At 60.9% G+C, this 17583-nt stretch carries 14 protein-coding genes and 1 pseudogene; 8 read left to right on the forward strand and 7 right to left on the reverse strand.

Annotated features, from left to right (window positions below; genetic code table 11):
* A complete protein-coding gene (locus ACIPW4_RS09190; protein WP_371856900.1) occupies nt 1–726 on the forward strand; it encodes a methyl-accepting chemotaxis protein in 726 nt (241 codons plus the stop codon).
* 117 nt (nt 727–843) lie between these two features.
* On the opposite strand, the gene ACIPW4_RS09195 is transcribed toward ACIPW4_RS09190, so the two are convergent.
* From ACIPW4_RS09195 to ACIPW4_RS09205, 3 genes are all read right to left on the reverse strand, one after another.
* Complete coding sequence (locus ACIPW4_RS09195) at nt 844–1440, reverse strand: DUF924 family protein (RefSeq protein ID WP_400656903.1); 597 nt, start codon at nt 1438–1440, stop codon at nt 844–846.
* Nucleotides 1441–1443: 3 nt separating this feature from the next.
* Nucleotides 1444–2454 (reverse strand): class 1 fructose-bisphosphatase, encoded by a 1011-nt coding sequence (locus tag ACIPW4_RS09200; RefSeq protein ID WP_016395389.1) that lies wholly within the window; start codon nt 2452–2454, stop codon nt 1444–1446.
* A 267-nt stretch (nt 2455–2721) separates the two neighbouring features.
* Complete coding sequence (locus tag ACIPW4_RS09205; RefSeq protein WP_400656905.1) at nt 2722–5172, reverse strand: glycogen/starch/alpha-glucan phosphorylase; 2451 nt, start codon at nt 5170–5172, stop codon at nt 2722–2724.
* Between the two features lie 185 nt (nt 5173–5357).
* Here ACIPW4_RS09205 and ACIPW4_RS09210 point away from each other — a divergent pair, with 185 nt between their 5' ends.
* Nucleotides 5358–5762: a YkgJ family cysteine cluster protein gene (locus tag ACIPW4_RS09210; RefSeq protein ID WP_049870388.1), complete on the forward strand. Its 405-nt coding sequence runs from the start codon at nt 5358–5360 to the stop codon at nt 5760–5762.
* A gap of 173 nt (nt 5763–5935) precedes the next feature.
* On the opposite strand, the gene ACIPW4_RS09215 is transcribed toward ACIPW4_RS09210, so the two are convergent.
* Nucleotides 5936–6535, reverse strand: a complete 600-nt coding sequence (locus ACIPW4_RS09215) for a hypothetical protein (protein WP_400656907.1) — start codon at nt 6533–6535, stop codon at nt 5936–5938.
* A 507-nt stretch (nt 6536–7042) separates the two neighbouring features.
* Here ACIPW4_RS09215 and ACIPW4_RS09220 point away from each other — a divergent pair.
* Nucleotides 7043–7290: pseudogene (locus ACIPW4_RS09220) on the forward strand (DUF3077 domain-containing protein); the annotation flags it as partial.
* Between the two features lie 85 nt (nt 7291–7375).
* Here the strand turns inward: ACIPW4_RS09220 and typA are convergent.
* Together typA and thiI are read right to left on the reverse strand one after the other, a co-directional pair.
* Nucleotides 7376–9199, reverse strand: a complete 1824-nt coding sequence (typA, locus tag ACIPW4_RS09225) for a translational GTPase TypA (RefSeq protein WP_400656909.1) — start codon at nt 9197–9199, stop codon at nt 7376–7378.
* 128 nt (nt 9200–9327) lie between these two features.
* Nucleotides 9328–10782, reverse strand: a complete 1455-nt coding sequence (gene thiI / locus ACIPW4_RS09230; RefSeq protein WP_400656913.1) for a tRNA uracil 4-sulfurtransferase ThiI — start codon at nt 10780–10782, stop codon at nt 9328–9330.
* 490 nt (nt 10783–11272) lie between these two features.
* Between thiI and glnA the strand changes: the two genes are divergently transcribed.
* From glnA to ntrC, 4 genes are all read left to right on the forward strand, one after another.
* Entirely contained in the window at nt 11273–12679 is a 1407-nt protein-coding gene (glnA, locus tag ACIPW4_RS09235) for a type I glutamate--ammonia ligase (RefSeq protein ID WP_079230023.1), read from the forward strand.
* Nucleotides 12680–12830: 151 nt separating this feature from the next.
* Complete coding sequence (locus tag ACIPW4_RS09240) at nt 12831–13373, forward strand: chorismate mutase (RefSeq protein ID WP_400656915.1); 543 nt, start codon at nt 12831–12833, stop codon at nt 13371–13373.
* A gap of 274 nt (nt 13374–13647) precedes the next feature.
* Nucleotides 13648–14733, forward strand: a complete 1086-nt coding sequence (gene glnL / locus ACIPW4_RS09245; RefSeq protein WP_400656917.1) for a nitrogen regulation protein NR(II) — start codon at nt 13648–13650, stop codon at nt 14731–14733.
* The gene (ntrC, locus tag ACIPW4_RS09250; RefSeq protein ID WP_400656919.1) at nt 14730–16166 is read left to right on the forward strand and encodes a nitrogen regulation protein NR(I); all 1437 of its coding nucleotides are present in this window, start codon (nt 14730–14732) and stop codon (nt 16164–16166) included. Before glnL ends, ntrC begins: the two co-directional genes overlap by 4 nt.
* Before the next feature lie 357 nt (nt 16167–16523).
* Here ntrC and ACIPW4_RS09255 read toward each other — a convergent pair whose 3' ends face one another.
* Complete coding sequence (locus ACIPW4_RS09255) at nt 16524–16961, reverse strand: hypothetical protein (RefSeq protein WP_400656920.1); 438 nt, start codon at nt 16959–16961, stop codon at nt 16524–16526.
* On the opposite strand from ACIPW4_RS09255, the gene trmL reads away from it, so the two are divergent.
* Nucleotides 16960–17421, forward strand: coding sequence for a tRNA (uridine(34)/cytosine(34)/5-carboxymethylaminomethyluridine(34)-2'-O)-methyltransferase TrmL (gene trmL / locus ACIPW4_RS09260; protein ID WP_054884254.1), 462 nt, complete (start codon nt 16960–16962; stop codon nt 17419–17421). The two genes, ACIPW4_RS09255 and trmL, sit on opposite strands and share 2 nt — an antisense overlap.
* The last annotated feature ends 162 nt before the right edge of the window (nt 17422–17583 follow it).

The raw sequence follows: 17583 nt of genomic DNA on the forward strand, positions 1-17583 counted from the left end.
GTGGCGGCAGCCATCAATCAGCTTGGCGCTGCCGCCCAGGAAATTGCCCAGAACGCTGCACTGGCCTCGCAGCACTCCAGCGAAGCTCGCGGCCTGGCCGAAGATGGCCAGCAGGTGGTCGGGCGCACCATCGATGTGATGAACCAGCTTTCGGCGCGGATCAGCGACTCCTGCGGCAACATCGAGACGCTCAATGCCCACACCGCCAACATTGGCCAGATCCTTGATGTGATCAGCGGTATTTCCCAGCAGACCAACCTGCTAGCGCTCAATGCCGCCATCGAAGCGGCCCGCGCCGGCGAGGCCGGGCGTGGCTTTGCCGTGGTGGCCGACGAGGTGCGCAACCTGGCGCACCGCACTCAGGAATCGGCACAGCAGGTGCAGCGCCTGATCGAGGAGCTGCAGGCCGGCGCGCAAGTGGCGGTCAGCACCATGAACCAGAGCCGCCAGCACAGCGACCACAGCGTGGGGATTGCCAACCAGGCCGGTGAACGCCTGGGCAGCGTGACCCAGCGAATTGGCGAAATCGATGGCATGAACCAGTCGGTAGCCACCGCCACTGAAGAGCAGACGGCCGTGGTCGAGTCGATCAATGTCGACATTACCGAGATCAACACGTTGAATCAGGAAGGGGTGCAGAACCTGCAGAGCACCTTGCGTGCCTGCACCGACCTTGAGCATCAGGTCGAGCGGTTGAAACACCTGGTGGGCAGCTTCCGGATCTGAGACCGCTGGGGCCGCTTTGCGGCCCTTTCGCGACACAAGGCCGCTCCTACAGGAATACGGGATCTCCTGTAGGAGCGGCCTTGTGTCGCGAAAGGGCTGCGAAGCAGCCCCAAGGATCTAGAACCGAGACCCAGGCTCCAGCAAAAAGTCCATCTCTTCGCTGGTACTCGGCCGCCCCAGCACCAGGTTGCGGTGCGGGAAGCGGCCAAACCGGGCGATCACCCGCTGGTGCTTCTCGGCATAGTCGAGGAAGCCTTCGAACAAGCGCCGGTTATCCTCCGGCTGCTCTTCCAGCAGCACCTGGTAACGCTCGACGCACAGGTTCTGCCAGTCCAGCACCTCGGCATGCTCCAGCACCAGCAGCACGAACACCCGCTGCATCGGCAGCAACTGGTAGTCCCAGTGCTTCTGCAGGCCCTGCATGGCCACCACCTGGGCGCGCCGGTCGCCTTCGAAGGCGCGCGGCGTGTCGCGGTAGAGCATGCGCGGCAGCTGGTCCAGCAGGATCAGCAAGCCGAGCCAGCCCTGCGGGCTCTGCTGCCACTCGTCGAGCCCACCCGCCAGGGCGTGCTCGACCAGGTCGCCAAACAGCGCCTGGGCTTCGGCATCGTGATGCTTGCCGAACCACAGCGTGCTCTTCTCGTCAGCCACGGCCTGGGGACTGGTGCCCCAACCGAACCACCATTCCAGCAACGGCTGCCAAGGTGCGAGCATGACTTACTCCTTGTGGTAGGCGGTGACGCGCTCGACCTCTTCCTTCGAGCCGAGGATCACCGACACGCGCTGGTGCAGGCTTTCCGGCTTGATGTCGAGGATGCGATCGTAACCGTTGGTAGAGGCGCCACCCGCCTGTTCGATGATGAACGACATCGGGTTGGCTTCGTACATCAGGCGCAGCTTGCCCGGCTTGCTCGGCTCGCGGGCATCGCGCGGGTACATGAACAGACCGCCACGGGTCAGGATGCGGTGCACGTCGGCCACCATCGAGGCGATCCAGCGCATGTTGTAGTTCTTCTTCAGCGGGCCGGTCTCGCCTGCCAGCAGTTCGCCCACGTAGCGCTGTACCGGGGCCTCCCAGTGACGCTGGTTGGACATGTTGATGGCGAACTCGGCAGTGGTTTCCGGCACGCGGATGTTCTCGTGGGTCAGGACGAAGCTGCCCAGTTCACGGTCCAGGGTGAAGCCCTTGACGCCGTTGCCCAGGGTCAGGATCAGCATGGTCTGCGGGCCATAGATGGCGTAACCGGCGGCGACCTGCTCGGTGCCTGGCTGCAGGAAGGCGTTCTCGTTCAGGGTTTCGTTCTGGCTCAGGTATTCGTTAGGGCAACGCAGTACCGAGAAGATGGTGCCGACCGACACGTTGACGTCGATGTTGGACGAGCCGTCCAGCGGGTCGAAGACCAGCAGGTAGGCGCCTTTCGGGTACTTGCCCGGGATCTGGTAGGCGTTGTCCATTTCCTCGGACGCCATGCCGGCCAGGTGGCCGCCCCACTCGTTGGCTTCGAGCAGGATATCGTTGGAGATCACGTCCAGTTTCTTCTGGACTTCGCCCTGCACGTTTTCAGTGCCCATGCTGCCCAGGACCCCGCCGAGGGCACCCTTGGACACGTGATGGCTGATTTCCTTGCACGCACGCGCCACCACTTCGATCAGGAAGCGCAGATCGGCAGGGGTATTGTTGCTGCGGGTCTGCTCAATCAGATAGCGACTCAGGGTAACGCGGGACATGTATGGCTCCGAAAGGATAGGGGGAGAAAACCCCCGCAGTTTACAGGGAGAGTTGCGGCCTAGCGAGCAAAGAGACTCGACTTCCGTCCCTGAGTTCAGCAAGCACCCGGCCAGTGGTCGGCTGCCCGGTCTTTGTAGGAGCGGCCTTGTGTCGCGAAAGGGCCGCAAAGCGGCCCCGGCAATCTTTGCGGCCAGGCTGAGAGCATGGGGCTGCTATGCAGCCCTTTCGCGACACAAGGCCGCTCCTACAGGACAGCGCGCATTTTCTCAGTCAAGCGCCTTCCAGATCTCGGTGGCATATTCGCGAATGGTCCGGTCAGAGGAGAACCAGCCCATCCGCGCCGTGTTCAGCACCGCCATGCGCCACCATTCCTGTGGCGTGTGCCACAGTTCCTCGACGCGCCGCTGGGCATCCCAGTAGGCGTCGAAGTCGGCACACACCAGGAAGCGGTCATGGGCCACCAGCCCATCGATCAACCCCGTATAACGCGACGGATCGTCCGGCGAGAAGACGCCGCTGCGGATCGCCTGCAGCACGTCGTTCAACCGGCTGGAGGCGGCAATCGCCGCATTAGCGCCAAAATCCCCTTCCTTGCGCCGGGCCTCGACCTGCTGGGCGGTCAGGCCGAAGATGAACATGTTGTCCGCCCCGACCTGCTCGCACATCTCGACGTTGGCGCCATCCAGCGTGCCGATGGTCAGCGCGCCGTTGAGGCCGAACTTCATGTTGCTGGTCCCGGACGCCTCGTAGCCTGCCGTGGAAATCTGCTCGGAAAGGTCCGCCGCTGGGATGATGCTCTCGGCCAGGCTGACGTTATAGTTGGGAAGGAACACCACCTTGAGCAGGCCGCGCACGGTCGGGTCGTTGTTGACCACCCGGGCGATATCGTTGGCCAGCTTGATGATCAGCTTGGCCTGGTGATAACTGGCTGCTGCCTTGCCGGCGAAGATCTTCACCCGTGGTGCCCAGTGGGTGCCAGGGTCGTTACGAATGGCCTGATAAAGCGCCACGGTGTGCAGCAGGTTGAGCAGCTGGCGCTTGTACTCGTGGATGCGCTTGACCTGCACATCGAACAACGCCTCGGGGTTGACCGTCACGCCTACGCGGTCCTGGATGATGCTGGCCAAGGCGCGCTTGCTGTGCAGGCGCTGCGCGGCGAATTGCTTGCGGAAGCTACCCTTCTCGGCAAAGGGTACCAGGCTGGCCAGGCGCCCCTCAGGGTCATCCAGCAATTCAGGCCCCAGCGCCTCGACCAGCATCGCCGTCAGTTGCGGATTGGACTGGTACAGCCAGCGGCGGAACGTGATGCCGTTGGTCTTGTTGTTGATCCGCTGCGGGTACAGCTTGTGCAGCTCGGCGAACACCGTGTTTTTCATCAGCTTGCTGTGCAGCGCCGATACGCCGTTGACGCTGTGCGAGCCCAGGAACGCCAGGTTGCCCATGCGCACGCGGCGGCCGTTGTCCTCCTCGATCAACGACACCGCACGCAGCACGTCGAAGTCGTGCAGGCCTTTGGCGCGCAGGCTGTCGATATGGTAGGCATTGATCAGGTAGATGATTTGCATGTGCCGCGGCAGCATGCGCTCCATCAACGCCACGGGCCAGGTTTCCAGGGCTTCGGGCAAAAGTGTGTGGTTGGTGTATGCCAGGGTGCCGACCGTCAGCTCCCAGGCCTTGTCCCAAGGGATTTCATGCTGATCGACCAACAAGCGCATCAGCTCGGCCACGGCAATCGACGGGTGCGTGTCGTTGAGTTGAATAGCCGCTGCGTCGGGCAGATTGAGCAAGTCCTTGTGCATGTTCAGGTGACGCCGCAGCAAGTCCTGCAGCGAAGCGGAAACGAAGAAATATTCCTGACGCAGGCGCAGCTCCTGGCCTGCCTCGGTGCTGTCGGCTGGGTACAACACGCGCGAGATGCTTTCGGCGCGGGCCACTTCAGCCACCGCGCCCAAGTGGTCACCGGCGTTGAAGCGCTCCAGGTGCAATTCCTCCAATGCCCGTGCCCGCCACAGGCGCAGGGTGTTGACACTGGCGCCGCGCCAGCCGGCCACAGGCGTGTCGTAAGCGACCGCCCGCACTGTCTCGCCCGGCGACCAGACCTGGCGCTGCAGGCCTTCTGCATTGACCAGCGTTTCGACACTGCCGCCAAAACTGATCGGGTAGATCACTTCAGCACGCTCGAACTCCCACGGGTTGCCGAAATCCAGCCAGTTTTCGGTCTGCTCCTGCTGCCAGCCATCGACCACGGCCTGACGGAACAGCCCGTGCTCATAACGGATGCCGTAACCGTGGGCGGCGATGCCCAAGGTCGACATGCTCTCCATGAAGCACGCCGCCAGGCGCCCCAGGCCACCATTGCCCAACGCCGCGTCAGGCTCCAGCAGGCGGATGCGCTCCAGGTCCACGTCCAGGCCCTCGAGGGCATCGCGGGCGATATCCAGCAGGCCGAGATTGCTCAAGCTGTCGTAGAGCAGACGGCCGATGAGAAATTCCAGGGAAAGGTAATAGACCCGCTTCTGGCTGCGCCGGTAAGCCCGACGGGTATGGTCCATCCAGTGTTCGACCATGTGATCGCGGGCAGCCAGGGCGATGGCTTCGAACCAGTCATGGTCGAAGGCATGCTCAGGGTCCTTGCCGACCGCGTAGGTCAGCTTGTTAAGTACAGCAGCACGAAAATCCGCGACTTCGGCGTCACGTGCTTCAGGTTCCTGGGACATGCGGCATCCTCGGGCAAGTTGACGAAAGCGGAGGGAGACTGTTGAGCCTAGACGCTTCGACCAAGCGCGTCAGGCAGTGTTCGCGGTTTTCATGAAGCTTTGCGCATTCGGTCAAAAGGTTGTTCATAAATTGAACAATTCCGGTATGATCGCGCGCCCCAAGACCGTGATTCACCCCCATAACGATGAAAACGACCCTGATCGCCGCCGCCGAAGTCGACCGCCTGGAGACTTGGCAGCGCTATGCCAGCCACATGTGCCATGGCTGCCATTCGACCTGTTGCACCCTGCCGGTGGAGGTGAAGATCAAGGATCTGATCCGCATCGGCGTGGTCGACGAGTTCGAGAAAGACGAACCGCCGAAGAACGTGGCCAAGCGCCTGCAGAAGGAAGGCATCATCGAGCGCTTCAACCAGAAGTCGGGGATCTTCACCCTGACCCGGATGAGCAACGATGACTGCATGTACCTGGATCGCAAGAGCCGGCTGTGCACCATTTATGACAAGCGGCCGGATACCTGCCGTAATCACCCCAAGGTCGGGCCGCGGCCGGGGTATTGTGCTTACAAGCCGAAGGTGGTTGGGCGTTGACGGTCCCGCCAGGACTCAATAGACTTTCACCTGTCTCGATGTACACGGAGCTTCCGTCAGGAAGTGTCTAGACGCCGCCACTTGGTTCCGGCCGTGCCGGTTGATGGGATTTGTCCCTAAGGGCATCCGCGATACGACCCCCTTCATTGGGGGGTTCGTATTCTTACAGAGTGCTATCGCTTTACAGGCCGTCGAATCGGCTCATTTCTCAGCTTCTTCAGCATCAGCAACCAGCCTTTGATCTTCTCGTGCCGCTTCAGCGCCGTAGGCTGATTCGAATGATGGCCAGGATCACGCACATAGGCGCTTTCCACATAGAGTTTCAGGCTACGGGGCGAGTCTCGACGCAAGTTGAAATACACCTCGTATCGGCTGCATTCCGGATACCCGAACTGATTACCCTCGATGGTCAACCAGTTGCCATGCCCACTAAATAGGCACTGCCGTTCAGGCAGCGAGGCAATAATCAATGGCAACTGAACTGACAATTTGTGGCGGCCAGGGCAGAAGGCACGGCGAATGCCCCGATGATCGATCAGCAAGTGATCGTGCCCCAAATGATCGAAGTCCAGTTCAGTACTTTGCTTGGGGCCATAGCTGACACAGTGGCTTGAGTACTCAACCGCCAGCACTACTTCCCCCACCCCCTGATCGGAAAGGCCCGGGATCTTCAACTGATGAGAGATTGGGCGCAAATGGAGCAGACTCCACGTGCTGCCTGCGACCTCAATCTGGCCACGAGCCAAGTGCTCCTTCCACCCCTTGCCCTTCATTTTCTGCCTCAATCAATTGCCATCCGGCAGCGTACTGAGGCCATCGGCCATTGCCAAAAAAGCTTGGTAACTAATTGAGTACAAAGAAATATGCTGTAACCGACACTGAAAATATCGGTCTTCTAGACTGCCCAAAATCTGAGCTGTACACCTTCCAGCCAAGGCAACTGAAAGCTGTTCATCTATGCACCAAGAAACTTTCCCACTTTTGATGCAGATAATTCCTACAAGTATTGGCTGGCGACATCAGTTCTCGCGAAATACCCTACAAGCCCTGTCGACTCGCGTCTGATTGTCACTGGAAAGCTGTCTCTCTAGGCTTTTCCAGGTCGCTGAACGGTTCAGCGATCGGGTGTGGAAAACCGGCAATGCATGAGAACTGCGACTGTCGATATGGCGGTTGTACGCAGAAGGCCGCAAGGCCTGCCGGGGTTCTCATGCCTGGTTTTCCACTCCGTGTATAACCGCCACCCTTTCGTGTGGAAACGAGCGGGTGCGGTAAATGACATGAGAGCGAGCGAAAACAACCCGACCACCCCCGGCAAAACCTGCTTCTACCAGGGCGAAGAACACAAACAACCCTTGTTCCAGATCTGCGCAGGCATCCCCTGCCAGGACGCCCGCGATCAAGCCTCCGAACTGCTGGGCTGCGTGCGCGACCTGACCCTGACCGCCGTGACAACGACCCACAACTGATCTGGGCTGCCCACTACCTCAGTGCCTTGGCCAAGGCCCTGCTGGACGACGCCGAGCTGGCACGACCCGCTAAGCATTCCCCCAGACAAACAAAAACGCCCCCAGCCTTTCGACCGGGGGCGTTTTCATTGAGCCAGAACCAACTTAGCTGTTCTTGGCTTTCTTGGCAGCGCGGGTACGCTCGCTTTCGTCCAGGATCTTCTTGCGAAGACGGATGGACTTAGGCGTTACTTCGCACAGCTCGTCTTCCTGGATGTATTCCAGAGCCTGCTCCAGGGTGAAGCGAACAGGTGGAACCAGGGCGATGACTTCGTCTTTGCCCGAAGCACGCATGTTGTCGAGCTTCTTGCCCTTGGTAGGGTTGACGCCCAGGTCGTTGTCGCGGCTGTTCTGGCCGACGATCTGACCGTTGTAGATCTCCTGACCGTGCTCGACGAACAGCTTGCCGCGCGCCTGCAGGGTTTCCAGCGAGTAGGTCAGTGCCTTGCCGGTTTCGACTGAAACCAGAACGCCGTTCTGACGGCTGGACATCTGGCCGGACTTCACGGTGTCGTAACGATCGAAGATCGAAGTCAGGATGCCTGCACCGTTGGTCAGGGTCAGGAACTGGTTACGGAAACCGATCAGACCACGTGCCGGGATGTTGTATTCCAGGCGCACACGGCCCTTGCCATCCGGAACCATGTTGGTCAGGTCGCCTTTACGCAGACCCATCTCTTCCATGACCTTGCCCTGGGATTCTTCAGGGATGTCGATGGTGACGTTTTCGAACGGTTCCTGCTTCACGCCGTTGACTTCACGGATGATCACTTCAGGACGGCCCAGGGCCAGCTCGAAGCCTTCGCGACGCATGGTTTCGATCAGTACCGACAGGTGCAGCTCGCCACGGCCCGAGACCTTGAACTTGTCTGGAGAGTCGGTTTCTTCAACGCGCAGGGCAACGTTGTACAGCAGCTCTTTGTCCAGACGGTCTTTGATGTTACGGCTGGTGACGAACTTGCCTTCCTTGCCGCAGAACGGCGAGTCGTTGACCTGGAAGGTCATCGAAACGGTTGGCTCGTCAACGGTCAGCGGCTTCATCGCCTCAACGGCAGTCGGGTCGCACAGGGTGTCGGAGATGAACAGCTCGTCGAAACCGCTGATGCAGACGATGTCGCCAGCCTGGGCTTCTTCGACGTCGACGCGGTGCAGGCCGTGGTGGCCCATCAGCTTGAGGATACGGCCGTTACGCTTCTTGCCATCAGCATCGATGGCAACAACCGGGGTGTTCTGCTTGATGCGACCACGGGCGATACGGCCAACGCCGATAACACCGAGGAAGCTGTTGTAGTCCAGTGCGGAGATCTGCATCTGGAACGGGCCGTCACGGTCGACAGCTGGCGCTGGAACGTGGTCGATCACAGCCTGGTACAGGGCAGTCATGTCTTCGCCCATGGCGGTGTGGTCCAGACCGGCGATGCCGTTCAGGGCCGAGGCGTAGACAACCTGGAAGTCCAGCTGCTCGTCGGTGGCGCCGAGGTTGTCGAACAGGTCGAAGATCTGGTCCAGCACCCAGTCAGGACGCGCGCCCGGGCGGTCGACCTTGTTGATCACGACGATCGGCTTCAGGCCGGCTTCGAAGGCCTTCTTGGTTACGAAGCGGGTTTGCGGCATCGGGCCGTCTTGCGCGTCGACCAGCAGCAGCACGGAGTCGACCATCGACATTACACGCTCTACCTCGCCACCGAAGTCGGCGTGGCCGGGGGTGTCGACGATGTTGATGTGGTAGCCGTTCCAGTTGATGGCGGTGTTCTTCGCCAGAATGGTAATACCGCGCTCTTTTTCCTGGTCGTTGGAGTCCATGACGCGCTCGTCGTTGAGCTCGTTACGCTCCAGAGTGCCGGACTGACGCAGGAGTTTGTCGACCAGGGTGGTTTTACCATGGTCAACGTGGGCGATGATGGCGATGTTACGCAGATTTTCGATCACAACTGTATCTCGATCAGAGGATTCGGTTGCCACCTAGTGTAGGTGGCGAATATGTACGCTTTTAGGCTCAGCGGGCCCGATGGTCGGGAGGGCGATGGCGGATGCTGCCGCCATACAGCCCTGGCGTCTTATGCCGGACGATAAACACGCACATTGGCATGTCCCTCACTGAGCAGGTGGTGTGCGTGCAAACGGCTCATCACACCTTTGTCGCAATACAGCAAGTACTGGCGCGTAGGGTCCAGGTGCTTGAACTTGCTGTTGATGGCGTAGAACGGCATGGCCTGGACTTCGATACCTTCCAGCGCCAGCGGTTCGTCTTCCTGGGCATCTGGGTGACGAATGTCGATGACGATCTGGCCTGGCAGCGCCTCGGCCACTTCCTCGATTTCGATGTCCTTGCCCAGCTCGTCGATCACGTGGTCGATGGAGATGAACTTGGCGCGTTCCAGAGCACGTTCGAGCACGGCCATGTCGAACTGCTTTTCTTCATGCTCCATGCGGTGACGCTTGGCATGGGTGGTCGGGTTCACCGAGATCACGCCGCAATATTCGGGCATGTGCTTGGCGAAGTCGGCAGTGCCGATTTCGGTGGCCTGGTCGATGATGTCCTGCTTGTGGCTGGCCAGCAAAGGGCGCAGCACCAGCTTGTCGGTGGCCGAGTCGATGATCGACAGGTTCGGCAGGGTCTGGCTGGAGACCTGGGAGATCGCCTCGCCGGTGACCAGCGCGTCGATCTGCAGGCGCTCGGCCATGTGCGCGGCACCGCGCAGCATCATGCGCTTGAGGGTCACGCCCATGTAGCTGTTGTCGACCTTGTTGAGGATCTCGCCAACCACTTCTTCGAACGGCACGCTGATGAACAGCACACGCTGGCTGCTGCCGTACTTTTTCCACAGGTAGTGGGCGACTTCCATCACGCCCAGCTCGTGGGCACGGCCGCCGAGATTGAAGAAGCAGAAGTGGGTCATCAGGCCGCGACGCATCATCTGGTAGGCCGCCACAGTGGAGTCGAACCCACCGGACATCAGCACCAGGGTCTGCTCCAGGGCACCCAGCGGGTAGCCGCCAATGCCGTTGTGCTGGTTGTGGATCACGTACAGGCGCTGGTCACGGATCTCCATTCGCACCACGACTTCGGGCGTCTTCAGGTCGATGCCGGCGGCGCCGCACTGCTGGCGCAGCTGGCTGCCGACGTAGCGGTCGACGTCCATCGAGGTGAAGTCGTGATGGCCGCCGCGCTTGCAGCGCACGGAGAAGCGCTTGCCGGCCAGCAGGTGGCCGAAGTGCTGCTTGCACTTGGCGACGATGTCGTCGAAGTCGCCCAGCGGGTATTCCTCGACCTGCAGGAAGTGGGTGATCCCCGGGGTGCAGGTGAGGCGCTCGATCATCTCGCGCTGGACCTTCTCGTCCTCGACGCGGGTGACCACCTCGAGATTGTCCCAGACACCATCGACCGCGAGCTCTGGATCGAGATCCTTGAGCACGTTGCGGATGTTCTTGCCGAGCTGGCGAATGAAGCGCTTGCGCACTGGCCGGCTCTTGATGGTGATTTCTGGGAAGACTTTGACGATAAGTTTCATTGGTTAACAGCGCGCGCAGGGCCTGCCGAAAATGTGGGGCGCGAATTATAGCGGAAACTGCTCAGGATTTGACCAACTTTTGATCAGAAGCTTTCAGATAAATGCAGCAGCCGTTTTTTGTGCCGCCTGTCCCGGCCCTTTCGCGGGCACGCCCGCTCCCACAGGGACACCACAAGTTTCGAGGGGTTTGAAATTCCTGTGGGAGCGGGCGCGCCCGCGAAGAGGCCCTCAAAAAATGCACACAACGCCACGCATGCACGCTTTTGGTGCACCACCAGTAAGAATCGCCTCGTAAGGGTGCACTTTTTAGTCCGGCTCCACCGCCAAATGCCCACAAACGCCCCCTTTTATCTCGCCCTCGCCATTTTCGGGCACTGGCATGCAATTTGCTCCCTTGTGAGGCAGGTAAGCTTGGCCGACTATCCGCGCCCGGCAACACCCTTTTTCCAGAGCAGCGGCTCACCGCGCTCTAGACCCTCCGGAGGACAACATGTCGAAGTCGGTTCAACTCATCAAAGATCATGACGTCAAGTGGATTGATCTGCGTTTCACGGACACCAAGGGCGTACAGCATCACGTGACCATGCCGGCGCGCGATGGCCTGGACGAAGACTTCTTCGAAGTCGGCAAGATGTTCGACGGCTCCTCCATCGCTGGCTGGAAAGGCATCGAAGCGTCCGACATGATCCTGATGCCAGTCGACGAGACTGCCGTACTGGACCCGTTCACCGAAGAGCCGACCCTGATCATCACCTGCGACATCGTCGACCCTTCGAGCATGCAGGGCTACGATCGCGACCCACGTGCGATCGCCAAGCGCGCCGAAGAGTACCTGAAGAGCACCGGCATCGGTGACACCGTATTCGCAGGCCCGGAGCCAGAGTTCTTCATCTTCGACGAAGTGAAGTTCAAGTCGGACATCTCCGGCTCGATGTTCAAGATCTTCTCCGAGCAAGGCTCGTGGATGTCTGACGCTGACGTGGAAGGCGGCAACAAAGGCCACCGTCCAGGTGTCAAAGGCGGCTACTTCCCGGTTCCGCCGTTCGACCACGACCACGAAATCCGTACTGCCATGTGCAACGCACTGGAAGAAATGGGCCAGACCGTTGAAGTTCACCACCACGAAGTGGCGACTGCCGGCCAGAACGAAATCGGCGTCAAGTTCAACACCCTGGTGAAGAAGGCTGACGAAGTACAGGCCCTGAAATACGTCGTGCACAACGTTGCCGACGCTTACGGCCGTACCGCTACCTTCATGCCGAAGCCACTGTACGGCGACAACGGCTCGGGCATGCACGTACACATGTCGATCTGGAAAGAAGGCAAGAACACCTTCTCCGGTGAAGGCTATGCCGGCCTGTCCGAAACCGCCCTGTACTTCATCGGCGGCATCATCAAGCACGGCAAGGCCCTGAACGGGTTCACCAACCCGTCGACCAACTCGTACAAGCGTCTGGTCCCAGGCTTCGAAGCCCCGGTAATGCTGGCCTACTCGGCCCGTAACCGTTCCGCCTCGATCCGTATTCCTTACGTCGGCAGCCCGAAAGCCCGCCGTATCGAAGCACGCTTCCCGGACCCATCGGCCAACCCGTACCTGGCCTTTGCGGCCCTGCTGATGGCTGGCCTGGACGGCATCCAGAACAAGATCCACCCAGGCGATGCTGCCGACAAGAACCTGTACGACCTGCCGCCAGAAGAAGCCAAGGACATCCCGCAAGTGTGCGGCAGCCTGAAAGAAGCCCTGGAAGAGCTGGATAAAGGCCGTGCGTTCCTGACCAAGGGTGGCGTGTTCTCCGACGACTTCATCGATGCCTTCATCGAGCTGAAGAGCGAAGAAGAAATCAAGGTCCGCACCTTCGTGCACCCGCTGGAATACGAGCTGTACTACAGCTGCTGATCTGATCGGCGCCTGGCGTCGATGAGCTGATCAAGACGGCCTCCTTCGGGAGGCCGTTTGTATTTCTGCCTTCAGTAACTTCGGAAGGCTCCTACCCCGCGCAACACGCCAGCTCCTGCACACTCGGACCTTTATCTCACGGAGGTTCATCATGCGTCCTTTGCCCCTCATTGCAGCCGCCACCCTTGCCCTGACCGGCTGTGCGGCATCAGACCCCACACACCCTGCCTTTGGCCCATTACTCGAGGCCATCGAGCACCGCCTCGACCTGGCGCAAGCCGTCGCCCTGCACAAGTGGGACAAGGGCCAGCCGGTCCAGGCAAGCCAACGCGAACAACAGGTGCTATCCAGTGTTCGCGCTGCCGCGCCAGCCCATGGCCTGGCCCCGGAGCGCGCCGAGGCGTTCTTCACCGACCAGATCGAAGCCAACAAGCTGGTGCAGTACACGTTGCTTTTCCATTGGCATCGCCTGGGCGCTGCACCCGATACGCCACGCAGCGACCTTCAGCGTGAGGTGCGCCCCCAACTGGATCAACTGCAGGCCCTGCTACTCACTCAACTGGCAGATTTTGAACGAGAGAAACCGCAAGACTGCGCCGCCATGCTGGCCACTGCTGTGGCAAATCGGCCCGTGGAAAGCCTGACCCGGCAAGCCTTGATTCGCGCAACCGGCCAACTGTGCGATAAACCCTGAACCCTCTATGCTCTATATTGGTGCATCGAAAGAACCGATGCCCTTCGATGCACCCCAAAAGAGGTCACAAGAATCGATTTATCAGGGCATTCTGGTCCGAATATGCGCATATTCAGGCCTTTATCAGCTAAATCCGCTTCTTTTCGGAGCCTTGGTTTGTTTCTTGCATTTTCCTGTGAAGAGACCGGGAAGAGACCGGCATCAGCGGATCCACCGCGCGCCCGGCCGTAGCCGCGCCTTGCCTGACAAGCGCCAAAAGAGGTCGACACGCCCTATGACCATCAGCGATGCACAGCACCGTCTGCTTCTGGACAACCTGACCACCGCAACGCTTCTGCTCAATGCCGAGCTGCGCCTGGAATACATGAACCCGGCCGCGGAAATGCTCCTGGCCGTCAGCGGCCAGCGCAGCCACGGGCAGTTCATCAGCGAGCTGTTCACCGAGTCGACCGAGGCGCTCAACTCGCTGCGCCAGGCCGTGGAACAGGCGCACCCGTTCACCAAGCGTGAAGCGCAGCTGACCTCGCTGACCGGGCAGACCATCACCGTCGACTATGCGGTGACGCCGATCCTGCACCTGGGCACTACCTTGCTGCTGCTGGAGGTGCATCCACGTGACCGCCTGCTGCGCATCACCAAGGAAGAAGCCCAGCTGAGCAAGCAGGAAACCACCAAGATGCTGGTGCGTGGCCTGGCCCACGAGATCAAGAATCCGCTCGGCGGCATCCGCGGCGCCGCGCAGTTGTTGGCCCGCGAACTGCCCGAAGATGACCTGCGCGATTACACCAACGTGATCATCGAAGAGGCCGACCGCCTGCGCAACCTGGTCGATCGCATGCTTGGCTCGAACAAACTGCCGTCGCTGGCCATGACCAACATTCACGAGGTGCTGGAGCGGGTCTGCAGCCTGGTGGAAGCCGAGAGCCAGGGCTGCATCACCTTGGTGCGCGACTACGACCCAAGCCTGCCGGACGTGCTGATCGACCGCGAGCAGATGATCCAGGCCGTGCTCAACATCGTGCGCAATGCGATGCAGGCAATCAGTTCGCAGAACGAGCTGCGTCTGGGCCGCATCAGCCTGCGCAGCCGCGCCGTGCGTCAGTTCACCATCGGCCATGTGCGCCATCGCCTGGCGGCACGTATCGAGATCATCGACAACGGCCCAGGCATCCCCGCGGAACTGCAGGACACGCTTTTCTATCCCATGGTCAGTGGACGCCCGGACGGTACCGGGCTCGGCCTGGCCATTACCCAGAACATCATCAGCCAGCACCAGGGCCTGATCGAGTGTGAAAGCCACGCAGGGCACACCGCCTTCTCGATCTTCCTGCCCCTGGAACAAGGAGCCACCGCCTCATGAGCCGAAGTGAAACCGTATGGATCGTCGATGATGATCGCTCCATCCGCTGGGTGCTGGAAAAAGCCCTGCAACAGGAAGGCATGACCACCCAGAGCTTCGACAGCGCCGATGGCGTGATGGGCCGCCTGGCGCGCCAGCAGCCGGATGTGATCATTTCCGACATTCGCATGCCCGGCGCCAGCGGCCTCGACCTGCTGGCGCAGATCCGCGAGCAGCATCCGCGCCTGCCGGTCATCATCATGACTGCCCATTCCGACCTGGACAGCGCCGTGGCGTCCTATCAGGGCGGTGCCTTCGAGTACCTGCCCAAGCCGTTCGACGTCGACGAAGCGGTTTCGCTGGTCAAACGTGCCAATCAGCATGCCCAGGAGCAGCAAGGCCTGGATGTACCGCAGGCCCTGGCCCGCACCCCGGAAATCATCGGCGAAGCGCCGGCGATGCAGGAAGTGTTTCGCGCCATCGGCCGCCTGAGCCACTCAAACATCACCGTGCTGATCAACGGTGAGTCCGGCACCGGCAAAGAGCTGGTGGCGCACGCCCTGCACCGCCACAGCCCGCGTGCTGCATCGCCGTTCATCGCCCTCAACATGGCCGCCATCCCCAAGGACCTGATGGAGTCGGAGCTGTTCGGCCACGAGAAAGGCGCCTTTACCGGCGCGGCCAATCTGCGTCGCGGGCGCTTCGAGCAGGCCGACGGCGGTACCTTGTTTCTCGACGAGATCGGCGACATGCCCGCTGATACCCAGACCCGCCTGTTGCGGGTTCTGGCCGATGGCGAGTTCTACCGCGTGGGTGGCCACGTCCCGGTCAAGGTCGATGTGCGCATCATTGCAGCGACTCACCAGAACCTCGAGTCGCTGGTAACGGCCGGCAAGTTCCGTGAAGACTTGTTCCACCGCCTCAACGTGATCCGCATCCATATTCCACGCTTGTCCGACCGCCGCGAGGACATCCCGGCGCTGGCCCGCCACTTCCTCGGCCGCGCCGCTCAGGAACTGGCCGTCGAGCCGAAGCTGCTCAAGCCGGAAACCGAAGAATTCATCCGCAACCTGCCGTGGCCGGGTAACGTGCGCCAGCTGGAGAACACCTGCCGCTGGATCACCGTGATGGCCTCCAGCCGTGAAGTGCTGATCGGCGACCTGCCACCTGAGCTGCTGAACCTGCCACAGGACGCAGCGCCGGTGACCAACTGGGAACAGGCGCTGCGCCAGTGGGCTGACCAGGCCTTGGCGCGTGGCCAGTCGAACCTGCTCGACAGCGCGGTGCCCAGTTTCGAACGGATCATGATCGAGACGGCGCTCAAGCACACCGCCGGGCGGCGACGTGATGCGGCGGTGTTGCTGGGCTGGGGGCGCAATACCCTGACCCGCAAGATCAAGGAGCTGGGGATGAATGTGGATGGGGGGGATGATGAAGAGGGTGATGATCACTGATTAAGCGTTTCGCCTGCTGGACCCCTGGGGCTGCTTTGCGGCCCCAACCATTTCAGCCCCGATGCACCGATCCTGTGCCCGATGCACCTCACGAAGGCACAAAACCCCTCAAAATTCGGCCAAATCGCCCTGAAAGCCCTTATTTCCGGGATTTACAAAACTGGCACGCCCCCTGCAATAGCCAATACATATCCCGTTTCGGGGGCCCTGGTACAGGCAGGCCGGGTGACCCCTCTTTTATTTGCAGTAACGCCGCTTTCGGGGACCTCGGTACAGGCAGGCCGGGCCATCCCCTCTTTAATTCGCTGTAAACCCTTTTGGGGACCTTGGTACAGGCAGGCCGAGATATCCCCTCTTTTATTCGTGCAGTTTCACCTGCACCCGCCAGCGCCCAGCGTCCTCTGCACCGGCCCATTCGCCGTGCAGGGGACGCGCCGCAACCACCGTCAGCAACAGCCCCTTGTCGCTCTTCTGCAATCGCCAGCCGACCGGCTTGCCCTGCAGGTCAAGCTGACCCCGCTGCGCCTTGCCCTCGGCCTCGAACAACAGCGCTACGGTACCTTCGACATTTTCGCCATGCAGCCTGGGCTCTTCGTTGAACCACAGGTCCAGGCCATCCTGCACCACCTCGACCTGCTCCAGCACATGCTCATCGGGGGCAGTCAAACGGCCAATCATCAAGCCCACCAATACACCGAACAACGCCAGGGAAAGCAGCATGCGCGGCCAGGCCTTCGAACGCAGGTCGGGTTCAAGGGTAGAATGCTCGTCATCTTCACGTTTGGAGCCGTGCATGTTTCACGTCATCCTTTTTCAACCAGAAATTCCGCCGAATACCGGCAACATCATCCGCCTCTGCGCCAACAGCGGTTGCGCGCTGCACCTGATCGAGCCGATCAGCTTCGAACTGGACGACAAGCGCCTGCGCCGTGCGGGCCTGGACTACCACGAGTATGCCACGCTCAAGCGCCACGAAAGCCTGGCCGGATGCCTGGAAAGCCTGGGCAATCCGCGGCTGTTCGCCTTTACCACCAAGGGCTCGCATCCGTTCCATGAAGTGGCCTACCAGCCCGGTGATGCGTTCCTGTTCGGGCCTGAGAGCCGGGGCCTTCCGGCTGAAGTGCTGGACAGCCTGCCGGCCGAGCAACGCCTGCGCCTGCCGATGCGGCCGGGGTGCCGCAGCCTGAACCTGTCCAATACGGTGGCGGTGACGGTGTATGAAGCCTGGCGGCAGAACGGGTTTGCCGGAAGCTGATGCATAGCCTGTACCGGCCTCTTCGCGGGCATGCCCGCTCCCACAGGTACAGCGCAGGCCTCAGGATTGGCGCAATACCTGTGGGAGCGGGCGTGCCCGCGAAAGGGCCGGAACAGGCAACAAAAAAGCGCCCCGAGAGGCGCTTTTCCGATACCGGCAACG

The organism is Pseudomonas sp. NPDC089996 (assembly GCF_044748405.1).
Classification (GTDB): domain Bacteria; phylum Pseudomonadota; class Gammaproteobacteria; order Pseudomonadales; family Pseudomonadaceae; genus Aquipseudomonas.

Coding starts and splice junctions, on each gene's coding strand:
- glnA (WP_079230023.1), top strand. CDS start 11,273: ATGTCGAAGTCGGTTCAACTCATCAAAGATCATGACGTCAAGTGGATT.
- trmL (WP_054884254.1), top strand. CDS start 16,960: ATGTTTCACGTCATCCTTTTTCAACCAGAAATTCCGCCGAATACCGGC.
- ACIPW4_RS09255 (WP_400656920.1), bottom strand. CDS start 16,961: ATGCACGGCTCCAAACGTGAAGATGACGAGCATTCTACCCTTGAACCC.
- ACIPW4_RS09215 (WP_400656907.1), bottom strand. CDS start 6,535: ATGAAGGGCAAGGGGTGGAAGGAGCACTTGGCTCGTGGCCAGATTGAG.
- ACIPW4_RS09205 (WP_400656905.1), bottom strand. CDS start 5,172: ATGTCCCAGGAACCTGAAGCACGTGACGCCGAAGTCGCGGATTTTCGT.
- ACIPW4_RS09200 (WP_016395389.1), bottom strand. CDS start 2,454: ATGTCCCGCGTTACCCTGAGTCGCTATCTGATTGAGCAGACCCGCAGC.
- thiI (WP_400656913.1), bottom strand. CDS start 10,782: ATGAAACTTATCGTCAAAGTCTTCCCAGAAATCACCATCAAGAGCCGG.
- glnL (WP_400656917.1), top strand. CDS start 13,648: ATGACCATCAGCGATGCACAGCACCGTCTGCTTCTGGACAACCTGACC.
- ACIPW4_RS09240 (WP_400656915.1), top strand. CDS start 12,831: ATGCGTCCTTTGCCCCTCATTGCAGCCGCCACCCTTGCCCTGACCGGC.
- ntrC (WP_400656919.1), top strand. CDS start 14,730: ATGAGCCGAAGTGAAACCGTATGGATCGTCGATGATGATCGCTCCATC.
- ACIPW4_RS09195 (WP_400656903.1), bottom strand. CDS start 1,440: ATGCTCGCACCTTGGCAGCCGTTGCTGGAATGGTGGTTCGGTTGGGGC.
- ACIPW4_RS09210 (WP_049870388.1), top strand. CDS start 5,358: ATGAAAACGACCCTGATCGCCGCCGCCGAAGTCGACCGCCTGGAGACT.